Here is a 15,817-nt window from a genome sequence, read left to right on the forward strand (position 1 = left end):
AAAACCGATTTTATTTAGTACAGAAATGGTGCAATTATGTGGCGTTAATTAAAATGGCAAAAGAACGATATTCCATAAGATTTGATAAAAAAACGAACCTTTATAATATTTTTTTATCGGGATTTGTACCAATGTATTGTGCTACATACGACACACGGCAAGAGTGCGAGGAGCATATTAAAAACCAAAAAAAATATTATAAATCTCTTAATGCCACATAACGGTGTGCATATGGCACGTATCCCGAAGGGTATGGGCTATATGCGATGTTGTACATCTGTATGGCGGACTTAACCCACAAACTTTGATTAAATGAACGACAGTAGTAATAATATTTTTTTGAGCGATGGCAAAAATGCCGCCACAAGCGGCAAACTAACTCACGGCTCTTTGTTTAGCGGAATAGGTGGATTTGACCTTGCGGCTGAATGGATGGGCTGGGAGAATGTATTTCATTGTGAATGGAATGAGTTTGGCCAACGAATACTCAAATACTACTGGCCTAAAGCAATATCTTATGAAGACATTACCAAAACAGACTTCTCTATTCACAGAGGAAAAATCGACATACTTACAGGAGGATTCCCCTGCCAACCGTATTCATCAGCAGGTAAAAGACTTGGTAAGGAAGACGATAGACATCTCTGGCCGGAAATGCTTAGAGCAATTCGAGAGATTCAGCCCAAGTACATCGTGGGAGAGAATGTTTATGGACTCACTAATTGGAATGGGGGATTGGTTTTCAACGAGGTGCAAGTTGACTTGGAAAATGAAGGGTACAAAGTACAACCGTGTATTCTTCCAGCTTGTGCCGTCAACGCTCCCCATCGAAGAGATAGAGTTTGGTTTGTGGCCTACTCCGACAAGTGTACAGCGGGACCACCCCGAACGAGTGGAGAAACTGAAAGCGACTGGGGCAAAAACAATGATGAGCAGAGCAGCAGGAGAAAACAGACCGAACAGCGTACTGGATGCAGCAATGTTTTACGGTCTGATACAGACGCCAACCACAATAGAACGAGCCGAACCGCCCGAAAAAATGAGAGAACGAGCGGAGAAAAACGGCTACAAGAACGGAACGAAGTACAACAGCTTAAAAAGCCAAATACTTTACGACCCGAAAATCCAGAGCTTTCTACCAACACCGAACACAAGCGACAACAGGAACAGGGGCAACCCGAACGACCCTTGCATACAAAAGAGAATAGAGAATGGAAAGCAAGTTGGGCTTACGATGATGGTAGATGGCCAACTCAATCCCCAATTTGTAGCGGAGATGATGGGCTTTCCAACCAACTGGACGGAATTACCTTTCCAAAATGGAGGCAGGAATCAATAAAGGCTTACGGGAATGCGATTGTACCGCAAGTGGCCTATCAGATATTCAAAGCTCTAATGATTACGGAATCAAAAGCGAGGGAAGAAAAAAATATTATTACGGGCGATATGGACGAACCTATCCAAAAGACGGGAACTTAGCCATATTGTGTACAACGTGACGCAACTATGCGTGGTTTTTCGGATAGGTATAAAACCATATTCCGGATAAGCCCAAATTAAACACAATGCCGAAAATCCCGCATAATTGCTGTTATGCGTTCGGCTTTTTAACACCAAACAAAATGGATTTACAAATTATCTATTCGCTTTTTAGCGATTCAATTAAAAAACAATTGAAAAATCACGGTTTAAAATTCGACAAAGAAGAGGTTAAACTTATTCAAGAACTTTCTTTTGCAAATATGAATTTACAATTTCACAAAATTATTTCAGAAACGGAAGCTGAAGAAATTCATAAAAAAATACACAAGCGACTTCTTAAACATATTGATAAGCATAATGTTGCTCAAGCTGACGCATAACGGATTACGGCTATGAATTGTTGCCGATTAAAACACAATTCTAATTAAGCACAAGCCACAGTTAGGCAATAATTTATAGCCTTTGTTATGTGGCGAAGCGAACTGTTAATTTTTTATTATGATATACTCAATGCCTATCGAAAAATTTCCCAATACGGAACAATATTTAGAATGCCATACTTACCAAGACGAAAATGACTTTGACTGGAAAATAGCGAGGGTTCAAAATGGTTTTTTTGTAGCTTATTTTGGCGACTCTTACTTTAAAGACAAGTACTTTGATTTAGAAGTAAACGGACAAAGCAAATTATTACTAAACTCTGGATGCTTTTTTATACAATGTACAGACTTTGAAACTTTTTACGAATTTAGAACCATTTTGAAAGAGGGATGGACTGATGATATATGGGAAAGTATTGGGGAATTTTTAAGCGAAAGGTTAGCAAATGATGACGGGCTTATGGAATGCGAAATCGTAAAAAATTAATTGCACATAACTACTATATGTAAAAATCGTATGTAAAGACCAACAAACTTAATACCTAAGCCTATGAATATCGGAAAGTATGTACAAATGTATTCCGAAGATTTGAAGTTGAAAAACTATGCTAAGAATACGATTGAAAACTATTGTAGCCAAGTAAGATTATTTTTGGAACATTTTAATAATGTGGCTACAAAGCCTTCTGAAATATCAGAAAAACAAATAAAAGAATGGTTACTTTTGTCTAAATCAATTAACGGCAGAAAACATAGAATTTCTGCTGTTAAATTGTTTTATAAATTAACAGGTAAGCAACCTTTAAAATTTAAGCATATTGAATATCCAAGATCAGAAAAAAAACTTCCAAAAATAATAGATAAAGATTTTCTACTGTATAAAATTTCAAAAATTCAAAATAAAAAACATAAAGCAATTATTTCTTTAGCTTATTCAACAGGAATGAGAGTTTCAGAAGTTTGTAATTTACTTCTTGAAGATATCGATAGCAAAAGAATGATTATTAATATTCGCCAATCTAAAGGAAGGAAAGATAGAATTGTAGCTTTGTCTGAAAATATTTTGGAAATACTTCGAGAATATTTTAAAGAATTCAAACCAAAAGAATATTTATTTAACGGACAATTCAATTTAAAGTATTCTCAAACAAGTTGCAATCAAATTGTGAAGAAGTATCTTGGTAAAGAATATCATTTTCATTTGCTTCGACATTCTAATGCAACTGCACTATTAGAAGCAGGAACAGACATTAGAATTATCCAGAAGCATCTTGGGCATTCTAGTAGCAAAACAACTGAAATATACACCCATGTAAGTACTAATATCATTCAAAGAATGTCTTTACCAATATAATATTTATATAAAAATGTTAAATTTTAGTGTAGAACATCGATTTTCTTAAAAATACTTTTTTAATGATAGTAAATTTACTATCTTTGAAAAGTCAAATAATAACAACGTTCTTATGAAATACAATGAGTTTTTTAAGTTAGCCAAGCGCAACGGTTGGCAACTGCTACGACAGGGCAAAGGAAGCCATGAGATTTGGATTAAAGAAATCAAAACAGTAGTAATTCCTAATCACGGGTCAAAAGAAATGCCCACAGGACTAGAAAAAAGTTTAAGAAAAGAAATGGGGTTGTAAAACCTCATTTCTTAAACAATTAAAAATTAAAAAATAATGAATGAAATAAAAATTATAATCGAAAAAAGTAAAGATTCATTTGGAGCTTATTCAGAAAATGTACCTGGTATTTTTGGAGCTGGAGACACAGCTGAAGAATGTAAACAATCTATTTTGGATGCTGTTGAAACTTTAAAAGGCTTAAAAGCTTGTCCTAAAGAATTATTAGGAGATTATGTTATCAGTTATCGATTCGATACAATCTCTCTTTTAAATTACTACAAAGGAATTTTTACTAATTCGGCATTAGAAAAAATGACAGGGATTAATCAGAAACAGATACAACATTACACAACTGGACATAGAAAGCCACGACCTGAACAACGTAAAAAAATAGAAAAGGCTTTTCACTCTTTAGGTCATGAACTTTTAGCTGTAGAACTATAGTTATTATTTGACGTTATAACTTTTTACAGCAACCACTCTTCGGAGTGGTTTTTTTATTTATAATGTTATGTATACTTATTTAACATCATTATTCCCCAGACCCCTATATTTTAAAAAAAATTTGCAAATTTTTTTTTTAGCATAAAAATAAGGGGTTTTTGCTCCACAAGTTCCACAATTCCACAATTAGTATTCTATAATAGATATAATATATTGTATATATTTAATAATCAAAGTATTAAGTAATAAAATGACTTGTGGAACTTTTTGAAAAAAACGTGGACTTTTTGTGGAACTTGTGGAGCTTTTTTTTTAAGTTCCTACAAAAAATTAATGTTTCCACAAGTTCCAACGCTTTTCGGAACTTTAAAACGTTGATTTTCAGTGTTGTGGAACTTTGGAACTATTTTTTTTAAAATTAGCTAACATATTTGATTTTTTTACAAACTTTTTTGTTTGTAAATCAGTTAAAAATTGGTATTTTTACTATTAATATATTGAAAATATGATAGTTATCAATATTCCTGTAAAAGTTCATGTAAAAAAATACCTTGTAAAGAGGTATGGTTCTAAACATACCATTACAAAAAAAAGCTTTATTGGCTTATTTATTTTAGAGCTTTTAGAAAGAAAAGTTGAACCACATATGAAAAACACTTCGAAAGAGTGTTCTTATGATATTGAGGTCTCAGAATTTTATTTTAATAAACGTGGCTTTTATGTGGATCATGTAAAACTTAAATTCTTAGGTATTTGTTTAGAAAAATTATTTTTGGAGGATTTTTTCAATTTTATAGATTTAGAAATGCGCAAAGAAAACGCAAATGCTAGAAAATCAATTAAGTTTTTTCTTTCAATTAATGATATTCAAGAAGATGAACTTAAACTGGAAAGTATATACAGAAGTTACCAACGATATTCTAACGAGAATATTAAAAATAAAAAAATAGTAAAAATATAGTTTGAAAATAACGTTAAGCCTTGTTATTGTTGGCTTTAAAAAACGACAGTTTTATAAAAATAATTCAAAATAATTATGACATTTGATTGCAAAGAAATATTAGGTGGTTTTGCTGAGATTGATTTCTACTTGCTTACTGAAGTAAGTAACTTTCCCAGAATACTTACAGACCAAAATTCGAATCAATTGGTTTTTACACCAGAAGAATTTTCAGTTGATGCCAGTATTAAACCAGATAGCATTTCGGTAAACGTAAATAAGAAACAAGGTGCTTCTGGAATAATCCATCAAATTACTATTAAGATGGAATTCTTTACCAGAAGTGAAGCATTGGAACAACTACTGGAACAATATGAGAAGTTACCAGGAATCGTTCACGCAAAACTGAATACTAATTTCCAAAAAATTTATGGATCTGATTTAGAACCTTTATATTTAGTTTATGAAGTAAACGATGGCAAAAAAATTGATGATGATGCCGTTACAACCATAGAAATAAAAGGAGAAACCGCAAAAAGACCAGTGTTTTACACGGTTTAAAAAAACTGTCCTATTTTAATTATAGGCATTCTTATAATATTGTATTGTGAAATAATAGTAACAATACAATATTTTTATGAATTCAAATTTAGTAAGCTTATTAAATTCTCCTTGGATGATTACCGATTTAGGTGCTTCTTCATTGATGCCTAATTTATTATCTATTGTAAAAGGAACGAAAATTGAAGCTATTGAAAATAAAATTCCAGTTGTATTCAATTCAATTGATGATGATTCCTATTATGAAGACCTTCCAGAATCATCTTCAAATTCTCAATACATTTCTGTTTTATCGATAAAGCAACCTCTTTTTAAATACGATCAAATGTGTGGACCAATAGGAACCAGAACAATGATGCGTGTTTTAAAGGAATGGGAATCTAATGATTCTATTATTGGAGTTGTTTTTGATATTGATTGTCCTGGTGGACAGGTTTCTGGATTAGCTGAATTTTGTGAATTTATCTTCAACTATTCAAAACCTACCGTTTCTTTTACTGATGGTACACAGGCTTCTGCAAGTGAGTATGTTGCTTCTGCTTGCAATTATAAAATAGCTCATAAATATGCAGAATATTTGGGAAGTATTGGAACAATGCTCAAATATGTTGATTTAGATGGAATTCTAAAAAATGAAGGTGCAGTTATTGAAGATATTTATGCAACTGGTTCGTCAAGAAAAAATGAAGAACATAGAAAAAAGCAAAATGAAAATTCAAATGAATTGATTATTCAAAACATTTTGAATCCAGCTAGAGAACAATTTGTTTCCGATATTAAAAAGTTTAGAAAATCGATAGATGAAACTTTATTTGAAGGTCAAATTGTAAGACCAGAAGAAGCTCTTTCAAAAGGATTAATAGATGAAATAGGTACTATGCAAACTGCATTTGATAAAGTAGTTGAACTTTCAAAAGCAAAAAAACCAAGTAATAATTTAAATTCAAATAGTAATATGAACCAAAAATCTCTTCCAAAAGTGGAAGCAGTTTTGGGTTTAGATGCTCCGTTAGCTCTTAGTGAGAATGGGAGCTATTTAAACACGGAACAGTTAGACACTATCGAAAATCGTTTGGATGCATTGGAAACTGAAAATTCTACTTTGCAAACAACAGTAGCAAATGCTACAACTGAAAAAGATACTGCTGTAAAAGCAGTAACTGATCAATTAACAGAAGCAACAAATAATGCAGCTGCATTTGAAACTTCTGTAGATGCTGTACTTACAAACTTAGGTATGGAAGTAAAAGGCACAATCACTGAAAAGCTAACTGCTTTAAATACTAAAACGCAAGTTTTAGGAAAAGGAGATGGAGCTAATCATACGAACGTTAAAGCAGATGGAAATGCAACACCAACATTAGATTATGTTGATGCAACTGCTTCTCATAATCAAATTGCTAACTCTATTAAATAATAACCAATGGCAACAATTAATGTACAAGATGTCGCTAAAGAAGTAGGCGAATATGTAAAGAATAATACTGAAGTTATTTCTGCAGGTGTTTATTCGGCAGAAGTTACCCTTAATAAATACTGTAAAACGCTAACAGCTATTAAAGGTAAGTTTCCTCAGTTTCATTCTATCCTTACTAGAGTAGTTCAAGGATTTAAAGCAGAATGGCAGGAACTTGGTGATGCTCAATTCAAGCACAAAATGCTTCAAAATTATCATCACAAAGTTAATTTTCCTGTTATCCCTGCAGAAATTTTAAATAGTTGGTTAGCAGAATTGTATACTACTGGTAAAACAGCTGCAGAACATCCTATTTCAAAATATATCATGACTGAATTATTAGCTAAAGTTGCTGATGATTTAGAAGATTTATCTCAAACAGGAGTTAGAGATGATTTAAATGCTGATGGTCAATTTGGTGCTTCACTTGATGGAATTGCACAACAAATTGAAAATGCAATTGCAAATGCGACACATCCAGCATTTAGAATTCCATTAAACGCAATCACTCCTTCAAATATTTTAGATGAAATAAAATCATTTGAAAAGCAATTACCAAAGAAAACACGTAGAAAGTGTAAACACTTATTTATGAGTGATTCATTAGCTATGACATTTGCAGATCAGTATGAAAAAGAATACGGTACAAATGTAAACTATACTGCTGAGGGCAATATGAAAACACCATTGACTAAAATGGAAATTGTAGGTTTACCAAGTATCCCAGATGATATTATTTGGACAACGGTAGATGGGAACATGGTTCGTTTAATCGATGTGCTGGATAAACCAGCTGTAACTGAAACACAAGTTTTAGATTACAAATTAAAAATCTTTATGGAGTTCTTCCTTGGATATGATTTCTTAATCAATCAGTTGGTTTATGTAGCTGTTTTTGATGGTTCTGAAAAAGGATTGGAAAATGCAGCACAAAATACATTATACTATGATTCTGAAACTTTAGCAGTAACTCCTTAATTTTAGTAATTATGGCAAAAAATAATAAAAATGCTCCTTCTACGGAAGGAGCTACTCCAGAAGAATTAGAAGCTGCTAGATTAGCAGAAGCAGAAGTCAAAGCCAAAGCAGAGCAAGAGGCTAAGGAAAAAGCGGATGCAGAAGCTAAAGCCAAAGCAGAGCAAGAGGCTAAGGAAAAAGCGGATGCAGAAGCTAAAGCCAAAGCAGAGCAAGAGGCTAAGGAAAAAGCGGATGCAGAAGCTAAAGCCAAAGCAGAGCAAGAGGCTAAGGAAAAAGCGGATGCAGAAGCTAAAGCCAAAGCAGAGCAAGAGGCTAAGGAAAAAGCGGATGCAGAAGCTAAAGCCAAAGCGGATGAAGAAGCAAAAGCTAAGGAAGAAGAAGAAATTACACCATTTGAAGTAAATGGAAGAAATTACACTTTTTCAAAACGTTGTCCCAATAAATTGCAGTTTGAAGGGAAAGTGTATTCAAAAAATGAATTGTTAACCAATGAAGAAATTCTTACCTCTTTAGTAATAGGTGAGTCTCCATTCATTCAAAAATTATAAAAATGGCAGTTACATTAGAAGATATCGGAACTGAAGTTTGCGAACCTGTCGCAGGCTTATCGCAAGTTTATTACTCTTTACATGGCGATTATGTAAGCATTGAGGATCCTGCTGACATTTGTGGAACTGTAACCGCTTCAACTTTTGCAGAATTAGTTGAAATTCCAGATACACCAGGACACGTTATGGCTGTAGGAAAACAAATGTTTGAATTGAAATTTGTTACCGAAACAGGAACTATTAAATCTACAATGGTAGGAGAAAAAGCAAGAAGACTTTTTGAAAATGAATTAGTAGTTGAAGTAAGTGGTTCTGAAGCAAACTTACTTGGTTTCCTTCGTTGGATTAAAAACCAACAATTAGTTTTCCATGTAGTAGAATTTGGAACTGGAAATGTGAGACAATTAGGTTCAAAACGTTTACCTGCATGGGTAGAAGGAATTGAACATTCAATTGAAGCGGTTATTGAAGGTAAAAATTCAGTTACCATTACATTAAAGGATAAGCAAAAATGGCCATCATCTATTTATAAAGGTGCTTTACAATTAACTCCTGTACCATAATGTGTTTTTTTAGTTTGTTAAACTCCTGTTCATAGCAGGAGTTTTTTTATATTTGTTAAAACTTAAATTTTTAAAACATGAAAAAAATTATTTTATTAGTATTGATTTCGTTTTATTCTTTTGGACAGGAATTACCAAAATTAACCGAAAACGGATTTGAACCTATTGTTGTAGAAATAAAAGACAAAACTGCTGCTGAAATTTATGTAAAAGCTAAAGAGTGGATTCAAACCTATTACAAAAATCCTACTGAAGTATTGAAAGGAGATATCGAAAATAACATGATTAGAATAAATGGATTTGCTAATGAAGGATATCAAACAAAAGCACTTGGAATTGTTAATTACTATGATTATAGCTATGTTATAGAAATAAATTTTAAAGATGGTAAATATCGTTTTAATTATATTATTGGTCAGTTTTATGCAGGTTCCAAAAAAGCATCATATTCTTATAAATATTTTTTTAAAAGCGATGGAAGCATAAAAAAAACTCAAAAAGTTCCTTTTGATACACTTAATGAAACGGCTAGTAATACAAGTATTTCATTTTACAATTATGTTTCTGGAAATATTGAAAATAAAAAAAGTGATTGGTAATTAAAAAAACTTTTGTATGTTTGTCTCGACAAAACACATTAAAAGTTCTTATTCTCTGATTTTACAAAAACATTATTATTAATATGAAAGGAGTTCGGTAACAGTAATGCCCGACAGTTTCTACTTCAAATTCTTTTGATGTGTACTGGTCAGCTCCTTTCACCTTATATTTTATATGTTATGACAAAACACATCAAAAATCCAGAAATGTGGAACACCACCACGCTAGAAGTTATTGAAAACGATGTTTTCTTTAAACAAGAGTATGAAGAAGTTACCAAAACCACAGATGATGCATTTATGAATTATTTACGAAGCGAATGCTGTGATGATATAGATGCTAGAAATAAAGCATTAGATACTTGGTTATCCATTAGAAAAACACAGGCAATTATAAAATTAAAAGAATTGCCAGATAATATTTTAACATTAGAAATATATTTAGATTTCTAATTTTTGACTGAAAAGGCGTTATTCATTCCAAAGCCACGTTAGTAGTTCTATTAATGTGGTTTTTTTGTGTCCTATTTTTACGCTTTCCATTTCTACAACTTTGTATTATGGATGCAGTAACAAAATGGATAAATAATGGTTGTAATTATGATGAAGGCGTTTCTTTATATGAAACGTTTCCTTCACATAATAAAACATTGCTTAAAAACTTCAAAAGAAAGCAATCGATACAATTATTAGAAAAATTAAAGTATGAACTTAAAAAGTTTGCTAAAGAAGTAATAGAACCAACTGTAAAAGAAAAATTTACAGTTGTACAAAAAACTTCTGGACAAATTTTGTCCAAAAATTCAATTGTTCAACATATTGCACAATCATCTACTTCAGAACAAACAAAACAAGCCTTATACTTTCACGAATTACCTGGTGAATTAAGACCTGTATTATTAGAGGCTAATAACTTATTTAAAGAAATGTGCTTTATAAAGGTTGAATTAAACGATTTGCCAGCACATGCTGAAAAGAAAGCTTTAGAATTACAAATTGCTATTTCCCAAAAGCAAAAACAAAATTCTAATTGCTGGAAAAAAATTGACTATTGGCAAAAGCATAGAGTAGCACCAAAGGAAAAAGAATCTAAATTTAATGAATTGGCTCCAGCTGAACTATTAAGAAAAGAACAGTATTTATTTGCTTCAATTTCTAAAATAAATAAAAGACTAATTGCCAATAGAGCAATTTTAAAAACAATTTCTTCTTTAAATGAAAGCAATCGATTACATCGTGCAATCGCAAAACAGGAAAACAGCTTAATAATTAAAAATGATGAATTAACCCAAATTAAAGCACTAATTAATGGCAAAGGATAAAAGACAAATGTTAGTAAAAATAGGCGATTCTACCTTTGATAAGATTTCGGCTTATTACAATGATCCAGAACATTATCCATTGAGTGAATCTGTAAATGAAATACGTGAAAGATGGGTTCTGGTTGTTAATTTATTATTAAAGAAGTTTCCAAAGTTCAAAATTGCAAATATGCTAGTTCGTGATCATGGATTAAGTCAAGCACAAGCTTATATAGATATTAGAAATTCCGAAAGCTTGTTTGGTTCTGTGTTTAAGACAGAAAAAGCAGCTGAAAAAGCAATGTGGAAAGAATGGGTAAAAGATGCTTTACTAAGAGCAATAAGAAACAGAGATTCTAAAGCAGAAATGAAAGCACTTGATCTTTTGGCAAAATATGGTGATTTAGATGAAAAGGATTTGGAATTTAATCCAGAAAAGTTGGAAAATGTAGAAATACAATTTGCTATTGCTAAAAAATACCTAGAATTATTAAAGCAAAGCGACAAAACAGGTGTAGCCGATTTTAATAGAACAGAAGCTTTAGATATTGACTTTGAAGATGTACAAGATGCAGAATCCTAAAAATATAAAGAAAATAGATCTTACAGTTCCACAAGCTCATGCATTCATAAATATGAAGCAAAAGAACTATTGGGAATGGGGTAGGGGTTCTGGAAAATCAACTGGTTTAGCTTATGGAGCTAGAAAGCAAGTAGTTCAAATGCCTAGAGCATCTTTTTTTTTGGTTGGTGCAACATATTCACAAATATTATCTAGAACATTGCCTTCTACCATTGAAGGTCTTGAAATGTTTAATTTATACCAAGATGTTGACTATGTTGTGGGTAGATGTGGAAAAAAGCATGGTTTTGATATGCCTTTCCAACCACCTAACCAATGGAATAACATTATTCACTGGTCAAATGGAGCTATTCATCAGTTAGTATCTTTGGATAATCCAAATACGGGTCGTGGGCTTAATTCTTATGGAGGAATAGGAGATGAAGCAGCATTATTGGATCCTGAAAAATTATACAACAATGTAAAAACTACGAATCGAGCGCAAAAAGAAATATTCAAAAATTGCTCTATGTTAGGAGCTGAAATATATGCTTCTTCTACACCGATAAATAAAAAGGGTAAATGGTTTACCGACATTGAAGAAGAAGCAAAGAAACGCCCAGATTTATACTATTTTAGTAAGTCGAATGCGTTTTGGAATCCACACATAAGAAAGAACTGGTTTGATGAAATGAAAGCAGAAGCACCAAGCGAACTGCTATACAATGCTGAAATACTAAACATAAGGCCAAAAGAAATAACTGATGGTTTCTATGCGAATCTTAATCCAGATAAACATTATTATACGGACCATAACAACACCTACCTAGAAACAATAGGTATAAATTTAAATAAGCAAGGGAATTTCAATTCTAACCAGGACAATGATGTGTTGCACAATGAACCATTAATTGTATCATTAGATTTTGGAGTGTTCAATTCACTGGTAGTATCACAACTCAATTCCAATGAATATAGAGTGCTTAATTCAATGTGGGTTAAATCACCGAAGCTATTAGATGATCTATTCATTGAGCAGTTCATTCCTTATTACAGGCCACACCAGAATAAAACAATCTATCTATATGGTGGGCACGATGGTAATAATCATTTACCTAATAGTCACTTGACTTTGTTTGAACAGGTACGCGATTTACTTACTAACCATGGGTGGACTGTAATCATTATGTCTCGTGGGGCAGCTGCTACACACTTCGATAAGTATTTACTTCTTAATGCTATGTTGAAGGGACAGCGAAACCTTCCAAGAATAAGAATAAACGAATCAAACAATTCAGATCTTATCATAGCACTTGAACGTGCAGAAGCAGTTGAATCATTGTCTGGTGTAGATAAGAACAAGAAGGATGAACGTAACAAAGAGTTTCCACAGCAACATGCCACACATCTTACAGATGCGTTTGACATTCCTATAGTAACTATGTACAACGATCTATTTAAAGGAAGCAATGCCTTTGCTTCAGAGTTTGGAATTCGAATATCATGAAACACCTTTTTCATATATCCTGACATTTCCGAAAATGGAAAGTGAAAAAAATTTTAGGGAGAGGCGTGCAAAAGAGTTATAAAAAAGAAAATAAATCTAATTTTTAAAAGATAAATAATTAAAATTCAATTATTTAAGTGTTTAAAAATTAGAATATTATATAAAAATAGGAAGTTTAAAAATACATTTTAAACTGTCCTATTTTTTTTTTGAGTTAAAATCGAATTTTACATCATGGAACAACAGTTTTTAACCCTTAAAGAAGCTTTGCTAATTTTTAAAAATAAAGATGCAAAAGGTATGTATTTACCTTTTGATATTGAGTACAGGACATTTAATGAGCAAACAAAAAAAGGTGGAAAGCTGAAAGCATACAAAGCAGTTAAATATTTGCCAGAAGCAATTGAAACAAACTCTTCAAAGTCTCCAATGCATTATGAAAATCGAACTAGAAATATAGAATTGTCAACTGGTGAAATAAGAAAAGTAAAAATAGATTTTATCATTTCGGTTAACAACATTAAAGTCATTTACTAATGAGTACAGAATATTACGGAAAAATAGCAATATCAACTTTACCTAGTGGTGCTTTTGCGGCATATACTTTTACTAATTCAAACGATAAATTAGATACAACCGTTACTGCTGTAAAAGTTGAAGTAAAAGATAAACAAGGAGAAGTAGCTTCGTGGGGCAAAAATAACGATTACCCTCAGCAAGTTTTAAAAGCTGTTCGTTTAAATGGTGCTGCATCTTCAGGGTTACGATTTCTAAGAAAAGCTCATTATGGTAACGGACTTGTTTTAGTTAAAGATGAAGTAGATGATAATGGAAAGAAAAAACCAAAACTAGTAACACTCGAAGAAGTTCCAGAAATAAAAGAGTTTTTCCTAAAATCTCAAATGAATCGTTTCTGGAAAGAAACCATTGCCGATTTAGAATACTTTTCCATCGCTTTTCCAGAGTATATTCTTTCGGAAAATTTTACAACTATTAATCGAGTTAAACGTCAAAAAACAGCATGGTGTCGTTTTGAAATAATGAACGAAGAGAGCGGTTTAGTCGAACATGTTTACATTTCCCAAAAGTTTGGTTCTGGTTCTTCGGTTGATCTTACGAGTCAATATGTAGAAAAAGTACCTTTAATAGATTCTTATTGGTCTCCAGAGGAAGTACGTGAGTATTGCAAAACCAATGATATTAAAAAATTCATTCGTCCTGTTTTTTATCCATTATTAGACGAAGCCTTTTATCCAGAAAGTGAATGGCATGCCGTAGTAAAATCTGGATGGTTGGATGTTGCAAATTCTGTTCCTGCTCTTAAAAAAGCAATGTTTGAAAATCAGATGACGATTAAGTACATAGTTGAAGTAAATGAACTCTATTTCATTAATATGTATCGTGACAAGTGGCAAACAATGAAATTTGAAGAACGTGATAAAATAAGACAAAATTTAATCGATCAAGTAAATGATGCTTTAGTGGGCAATGATAAAGCTGGAAAATCTATCCAGTCCATGAAAGTAAAAGATGATAAAGGAGAATATCATTCTGCAGTAACAATCACGGCTTTGGATGATAAATTAAAAAACGGTTCTTATCTTCCAGAAGCAGAAGCTGCAAACTCTGAAGTTCTTTTCGCTCTTGGTGTAGATCCTACCTTGATTGGAGCAGGAATACCAGGAGGAAAACTCGGAGCTGGTTCGGGATCTGATAAATCAACTGCATTAAATATTTTGTTTGCTCTTTTCAAAACAAATAGAGAAACAACCCTGGAATCTTATGATTTCATTGCAAGTTATAATGGATGGGATTCATCCATAAGAGCAGGATTTGAAAATACAATCCTTACTACTTTAGACAAAAATCCAACAGGAACGCAAAACACAACAGCATGATACTAACTAGCACATCTGATTTAAAAAAATATATAGCAATTGCTGCTTCATTTGATTTTGAAGACTTTGCTCCATACATTGAAAAAGCAGTAAATACCTACACTAGAAAATATGTAGGTGCATTGCATACTGCCTTAGAAAATGAATCAACAGGAACAAATGCAATTATTGAAAATCAAGCTCGTGAGTATCTTCGTTCGGCATTAGCAAACTTTGCTTGGTTTCTATACATTCCATTGGCATCAGTACAAATGGATAGTGCAGGCATTTCAGTAGTTCAAAATGATAACAAAAAATCTGCAGAATGGTGGCAAATAAAAGATATTCGTAGAGAGTTACTTCGTTCTGGACATGAATCGATGGATTTGTTATTGGCTATATTAGAAGCAAATCCTACAATTTTTGCGGATTATGCTACGAATTACAGTAGCATAAACAATGAATTATTAGTGCCAAGTGCATCTGTATTCTCTAAATACTATAATATTTTCGATAGTAGACAAACTTATCTTGCTTTACAGCCTATTATTAGATTAGTTCAAGACCAATATATAAGCACTATGCTATGCCCAGAACTTATTGAATCTTTAAAAGTTGATGTTACAGGAAATATAAAAGCTGTTAAACTAGCCATTCAAAAAGCTATTGTGTCGCTAACAATTGCAAAAGTATCAAACAATGGATTATTCATTCTAGATGATAGAGGAATGCGTGTGGACTTTGAAAACTTTAGTGATGGAAGAAGGGAAAGCGCATCTTATGGAAAAAGTGTGGATCAACTTAAAATGTTAGCCGATGAACAAATTGCAAATGGTTCGCAATATTTAAAAATTGCAAAAGAATTAATTCTAAACAATCTTTCAGATTTCACAATGTGTACTTCTCCAATATTAGGTTTGGAAGATACAACAAGTGGTTACAAATCTTTTGATTCAAAAGGAGTATTTGGTATTTAAACTGTCCTATTTTT

General features: G+C 32.3%; 20 protein-coding genes. All 20 read left to right on the forward strand.

Going from position 1 to position 15,817, the window contains the following annotated elements; all coding sequences use genetic code 11:
* The first annotated feature begins 312 nt into the window (after window positions 1–312).
* The 20 genes from dcm (at window position 313) to LXD69_RS10180 (ending at window position 15,803) form a co-directional block, all read left to right on the forward strand.
* Window positions 313–1,479 (forward strand): DNA (cytosine-5-)-methyltransferase, encoded by a 1,167-nt coding sequence (dcm, locus tag LXD69_RS10085; protein WP_246915097.1) that lies wholly within the window; start codon window positions 313–315, stop codon window positions 1,477–1,479.
* Between the two features lie 143 nt (window positions 1,480–1,622).
* Entirely contained in the window at window positions 1,623–1,862 is a 240-nt protein-coding gene (locus LXD69_RS10090) for a hypothetical protein (protein WP_246915100.1), read from the forward strand.
* Window positions 1,863–1,992: 130 nt separating this feature from the next.
* Entirely contained in the window at window positions 1,993–2,349 is a 357-nt protein-coding gene (locus LXD69_RS10095; protein ID WP_246915102.1) for a hypothetical protein, read from the forward strand.
* A 63-nt stretch (window positions 2,350–2,412) separates the two neighbouring features.
* Window positions 2,413–3,216: a tyrosine-type recombinase/integrase gene (locus tag LXD69_RS10100; RefSeq protein ID WP_317236288.1), complete on the forward strand. Its 804-nt coding sequence runs from the start codon at window positions 2,413–2,415 to the stop codon at window positions 3,214–3,216.
* A gap of 112 nt (window positions 3,217–3,328) precedes the next feature.
* The gene (locus tag LXD69_RS10105; protein WP_246915106.1) at window positions 3,329–3,508 is read left to right on the forward strand and encodes a type II toxin-antitoxin system HicA family toxin; all 180 of its coding nucleotides are present in this window, start codon (window positions 3,329–3,331) and stop codon (window positions 3,506–3,508) included.
* A 36-nt stretch (window positions 3,509–3,544) separates the two neighbouring features.
* Window positions 3,545–3,934 carry a type II toxin-antitoxin system HicB family antitoxin gene (locus LXD69_RS10110; RefSeq protein ID WP_246915109.1) on the forward strand — a complete coding sequence of 130 codons (390 nt, stop codon included), beginning with the start codon at window positions 3,545–3,547 and terminating at the stop codon, window positions 3,932–3,934.
* Window positions 3,935–4,439: 505 nt separating this feature from the next.
* Window positions 4,440–4,895, forward strand: coding sequence for a hypothetical protein (locus LXD69_RS10115; RefSeq protein WP_246915112.1), 456 nt, complete (start codon window positions 4,440–4,442; stop codon window positions 4,893–4,895).
* Between the two features lie 75 nt (window positions 4,896–4,970).
* Window positions 4,971–5,435, forward strand: coding sequence for a hypothetical protein (locus tag LXD69_RS10120; RefSeq protein ID WP_246915114.1), 465 nt, complete (start codon window positions 4,971–4,973; stop codon window positions 5,433–5,435).
* Between the two features lie 76 nt (window positions 5,436–5,511).
* Entirely contained in the window at window positions 5,512–6,852 is a 1,341-nt protein-coding gene (locus LXD69_RS10125) for a S49 family peptidase (RefSeq protein ID WP_246915117.1), read from the forward strand.
* A 6-nt stretch (window positions 6,853–6,858) separates the two neighbouring features.
* Entirely contained in the window at window positions 6,859–7,869 is a 1,011-nt protein-coding gene (locus LXD69_RS10130) for a hypothetical protein (protein ID WP_246915120.1), read from the forward strand.
* An 11-nt stretch (window positions 7,870–7,880) separates the two neighbouring features.
* Window positions 7,881–8,417 (forward strand): hypothetical protein, encoded by a 537-nt coding sequence (locus tag LXD69_RS10135; protein ID WP_246915122.1) that lies wholly within the window; start codon window positions 7,881–7,883, stop codon window positions 8,415–8,417.
* A gap of 2 nt (window positions 8,418–8,419) precedes the next feature.
* The gene (locus LXD69_RS10140) at window positions 8,420–8,980 is read left to right on the forward strand and encodes a hypothetical protein (protein WP_246915125.1); all 561 of its coding nucleotides are present in this window, start codon (window positions 8,420–8,422) and stop codon (window positions 8,978–8,980) included.
* Between the two features lie 77 nt (window positions 8,981–9,057).
* Complete coding sequence (locus LXD69_RS10145; RefSeq protein ID WP_246915128.1) at window positions 9,058–9,579, forward strand: DUF4468 domain-containing protein; 522 nt, start codon at window positions 9,058–9,060, stop codon at window positions 9,577–9,579.
* Between the two features lie 180 nt (window positions 9,580–9,759).
* Window positions 9,760–10,032, forward strand: a complete 273-nt coding sequence (locus tag LXD69_RS10150) for a hypothetical protein (protein WP_246915131.1) — start codon at window positions 9,760–9,762, stop codon at window positions 10,030–10,032.
* Between the two features lie 107 nt (window positions 10,033–10,139).
* A complete protein-coding gene (locus tag LXD69_RS10155; protein ID WP_246915133.1) occupies window positions 10,140–10,901 on the forward strand; it encodes a hypothetical protein in 762 nt (253 codons plus the stop codon).
* Complete coding sequence (locus LXD69_RS10160; RefSeq protein ID WP_246915136.1) at window positions 10,888–11,463, forward strand: hypothetical protein; 576 nt, start codon at window positions 10,888–10,890, stop codon at window positions 11,461–11,463. Before LXD69_RS10155 ends, LXD69_RS10160 begins: the two co-directional genes overlap by 14 nt.
* The gene (locus LXD69_RS10165) at window positions 11,441–12,949 is read left to right on the forward strand and encodes a hypothetical protein (protein WP_246915139.1); all 1,509 of its coding nucleotides are present in this window, start codon (window positions 11,441–11,443) and stop codon (window positions 12,947–12,949) included. The genes LXD69_RS10160 and LXD69_RS10165 overlap by 23 nt, the downstream gene beginning before the upstream one ends.
* A gap of 234 nt (window positions 12,950–13,183) precedes the next feature.
* Window positions 13,184–13,486, forward strand: coding sequence for a hypothetical protein (locus tag LXD69_RS10170; protein ID WP_246915143.1), 303 nt, complete (start codon window positions 13,184–13,186; stop codon window positions 13,484–13,486).
* Window positions 13,486–14,847: a hypothetical protein gene (locus LXD69_RS10175; protein ID WP_246915145.1), complete on the forward strand. Its 1,362-nt coding sequence runs from the start codon at window positions 13,486–13,488 to the stop codon at window positions 14,845–14,847. Before LXD69_RS10170 ends, LXD69_RS10175 begins: the two co-directional genes overlap by 1 nt.
* A complete protein-coding gene (locus LXD69_RS10180) occupies window positions 14,844–15,803 on the forward strand; it encodes a DUF6712 family protein (protein ID WP_246915148.1) in 960 nt (319 codons plus the stop codon). The genes LXD69_RS10175 and LXD69_RS10180 overlap by 4 nt, the downstream gene beginning before the upstream one ends.
* Window positions 15,804–15,817: the final 14 nt, after the last annotated feature.

The organism is Flavobacterium sediminilitoris, assembly GCF_023008245.1.
Classification (GTDB): Bacteria; Bacteroidota; Bacteroidia; order Flavobacteriales; family Flavobacteriaceae; genus Flavobacterium; species Flavobacterium sediminilitoris.

Coding starts and splice junctions, on each gene's coding strand:
- LXD69_RS10110 (WP_246915109.1), top strand. CDS start 3,545: ATGAATGAAATAAAAATTATAATCGAAAAAAGTAAAGATTCATTTGGA.
- LXD69_RS10125 (WP_246915117.1), top strand. CDS start 5,512: ATGAATTCAAATTTAGTAAGCTTATTAAATTCTCCTTGGATGATTACC.
- LXD69_RS10150 (WP_246915131.1), top strand. CDS start 9,760: ATGACAAAACACATCAAAAATCCAGAAATGTGGAACACCACCACGCTA.
- LXD69_RS10160 (WP_246915136.1), top strand. CDS start 10,888: ATGGCAAAGGATAAAAGACAAATGTTAGTAAAAATAGGCGATTCTACC.
- LXD69_RS10155 (WP_246915133.1), top strand. CDS start 10,140: ATGGATGCAGTAACAAAATGGATAAATAATGGTTGTAATTATGATGAA.
- LXD69_RS10170 (WP_246915143.1), top strand. CDS start 13,184: ATGGAACAACAGTTTTTAACCCTTAAAGAAGCTTTGCTAATTTTTAAA.
- LXD69_RS10115 (WP_246915112.1), top strand. CDS start 4,440: ATGATAGTTATCAATATTCCTGTAAAAGTTCATGTAAAAAAATACCTT.
- LXD69_RS10120 (WP_246915114.1), top strand. CDS start 4,971: ATGACATTTGATTGCAAAGAAATATTAGGTGGTTTTGCTGAGATTGAT.
- LXD69_RS10180 (WP_246915148.1), top strand. CDS start 14,844: ATGATACTAACTAGCACATCTGATTTAAAAAAATATATAGCAATTGCT.
- LXD69_RS10175 (WP_246915145.1), top strand. CDS start 13,486: ATGAGTACAGAATATTACGGAAAAATAGCAATATCAACTTTACCTAGT.
- LXD69_RS10100 (WP_317236288.1), top strand. CDS start 2,413: ATGAATATCGGAAAGTATGTACAAATGTATTCCGAAGATTTGAAGTTG.
- dcm (WP_246915097.1), top strand. CDS start 313: ATGAACGACAGTAGTAATAATATTTTTTTGAGCGATGGCAAAAATGCC.
- LXD69_RS10130 (WP_246915120.1), top strand. CDS start 6,859: ATGGCAACAATTAATGTACAAGATGTCGCTAAAGAAGTAGGCGAATAT.
- LXD69_RS10095 (WP_246915102.1), top strand. CDS start 1,993: ATGCCTATCGAAAAATTTCCCAATACGGAACAATATTTAGAATGCCAT.
- LXD69_RS10135 (WP_246915122.1), top strand. CDS start 7,881: ATGGCAAAAAATAATAAAAATGCTCCTTCTACGGAAGGAGCTACTCCA.
- LXD69_RS10145 (WP_246915128.1), top strand. CDS start 9,058: ATGAAAAAAATTATTTTATTAGTATTGATTTCGTTTTATTCTTTTGGA.
- LXD69_RS10105 (WP_246915106.1), top strand. CDS start 3,329: ATGAAATACAATGAGTTTTTTAAGTTAGCCAAGCGCAACGGTTGGCAA.
- LXD69_RS10165 (WP_246915139.1), top strand. CDS start 11,441: ATGTACAAGATGCAGAATCCTAAAAATATAAAGAAAATAGATCTTACA.
- LXD69_RS10140 (WP_246915125.1), top strand. CDS start 8,420: ATGGCAGTTACATTAGAAGATATCGGAACTGAAGTTTGCGAACCTGTC.
- LXD69_RS10090 (WP_246915100.1), top strand. CDS start 1,623: ATGGATTTACAAATTATCTATTCGCTTTTTAGCGATTCAATTAAAAAA.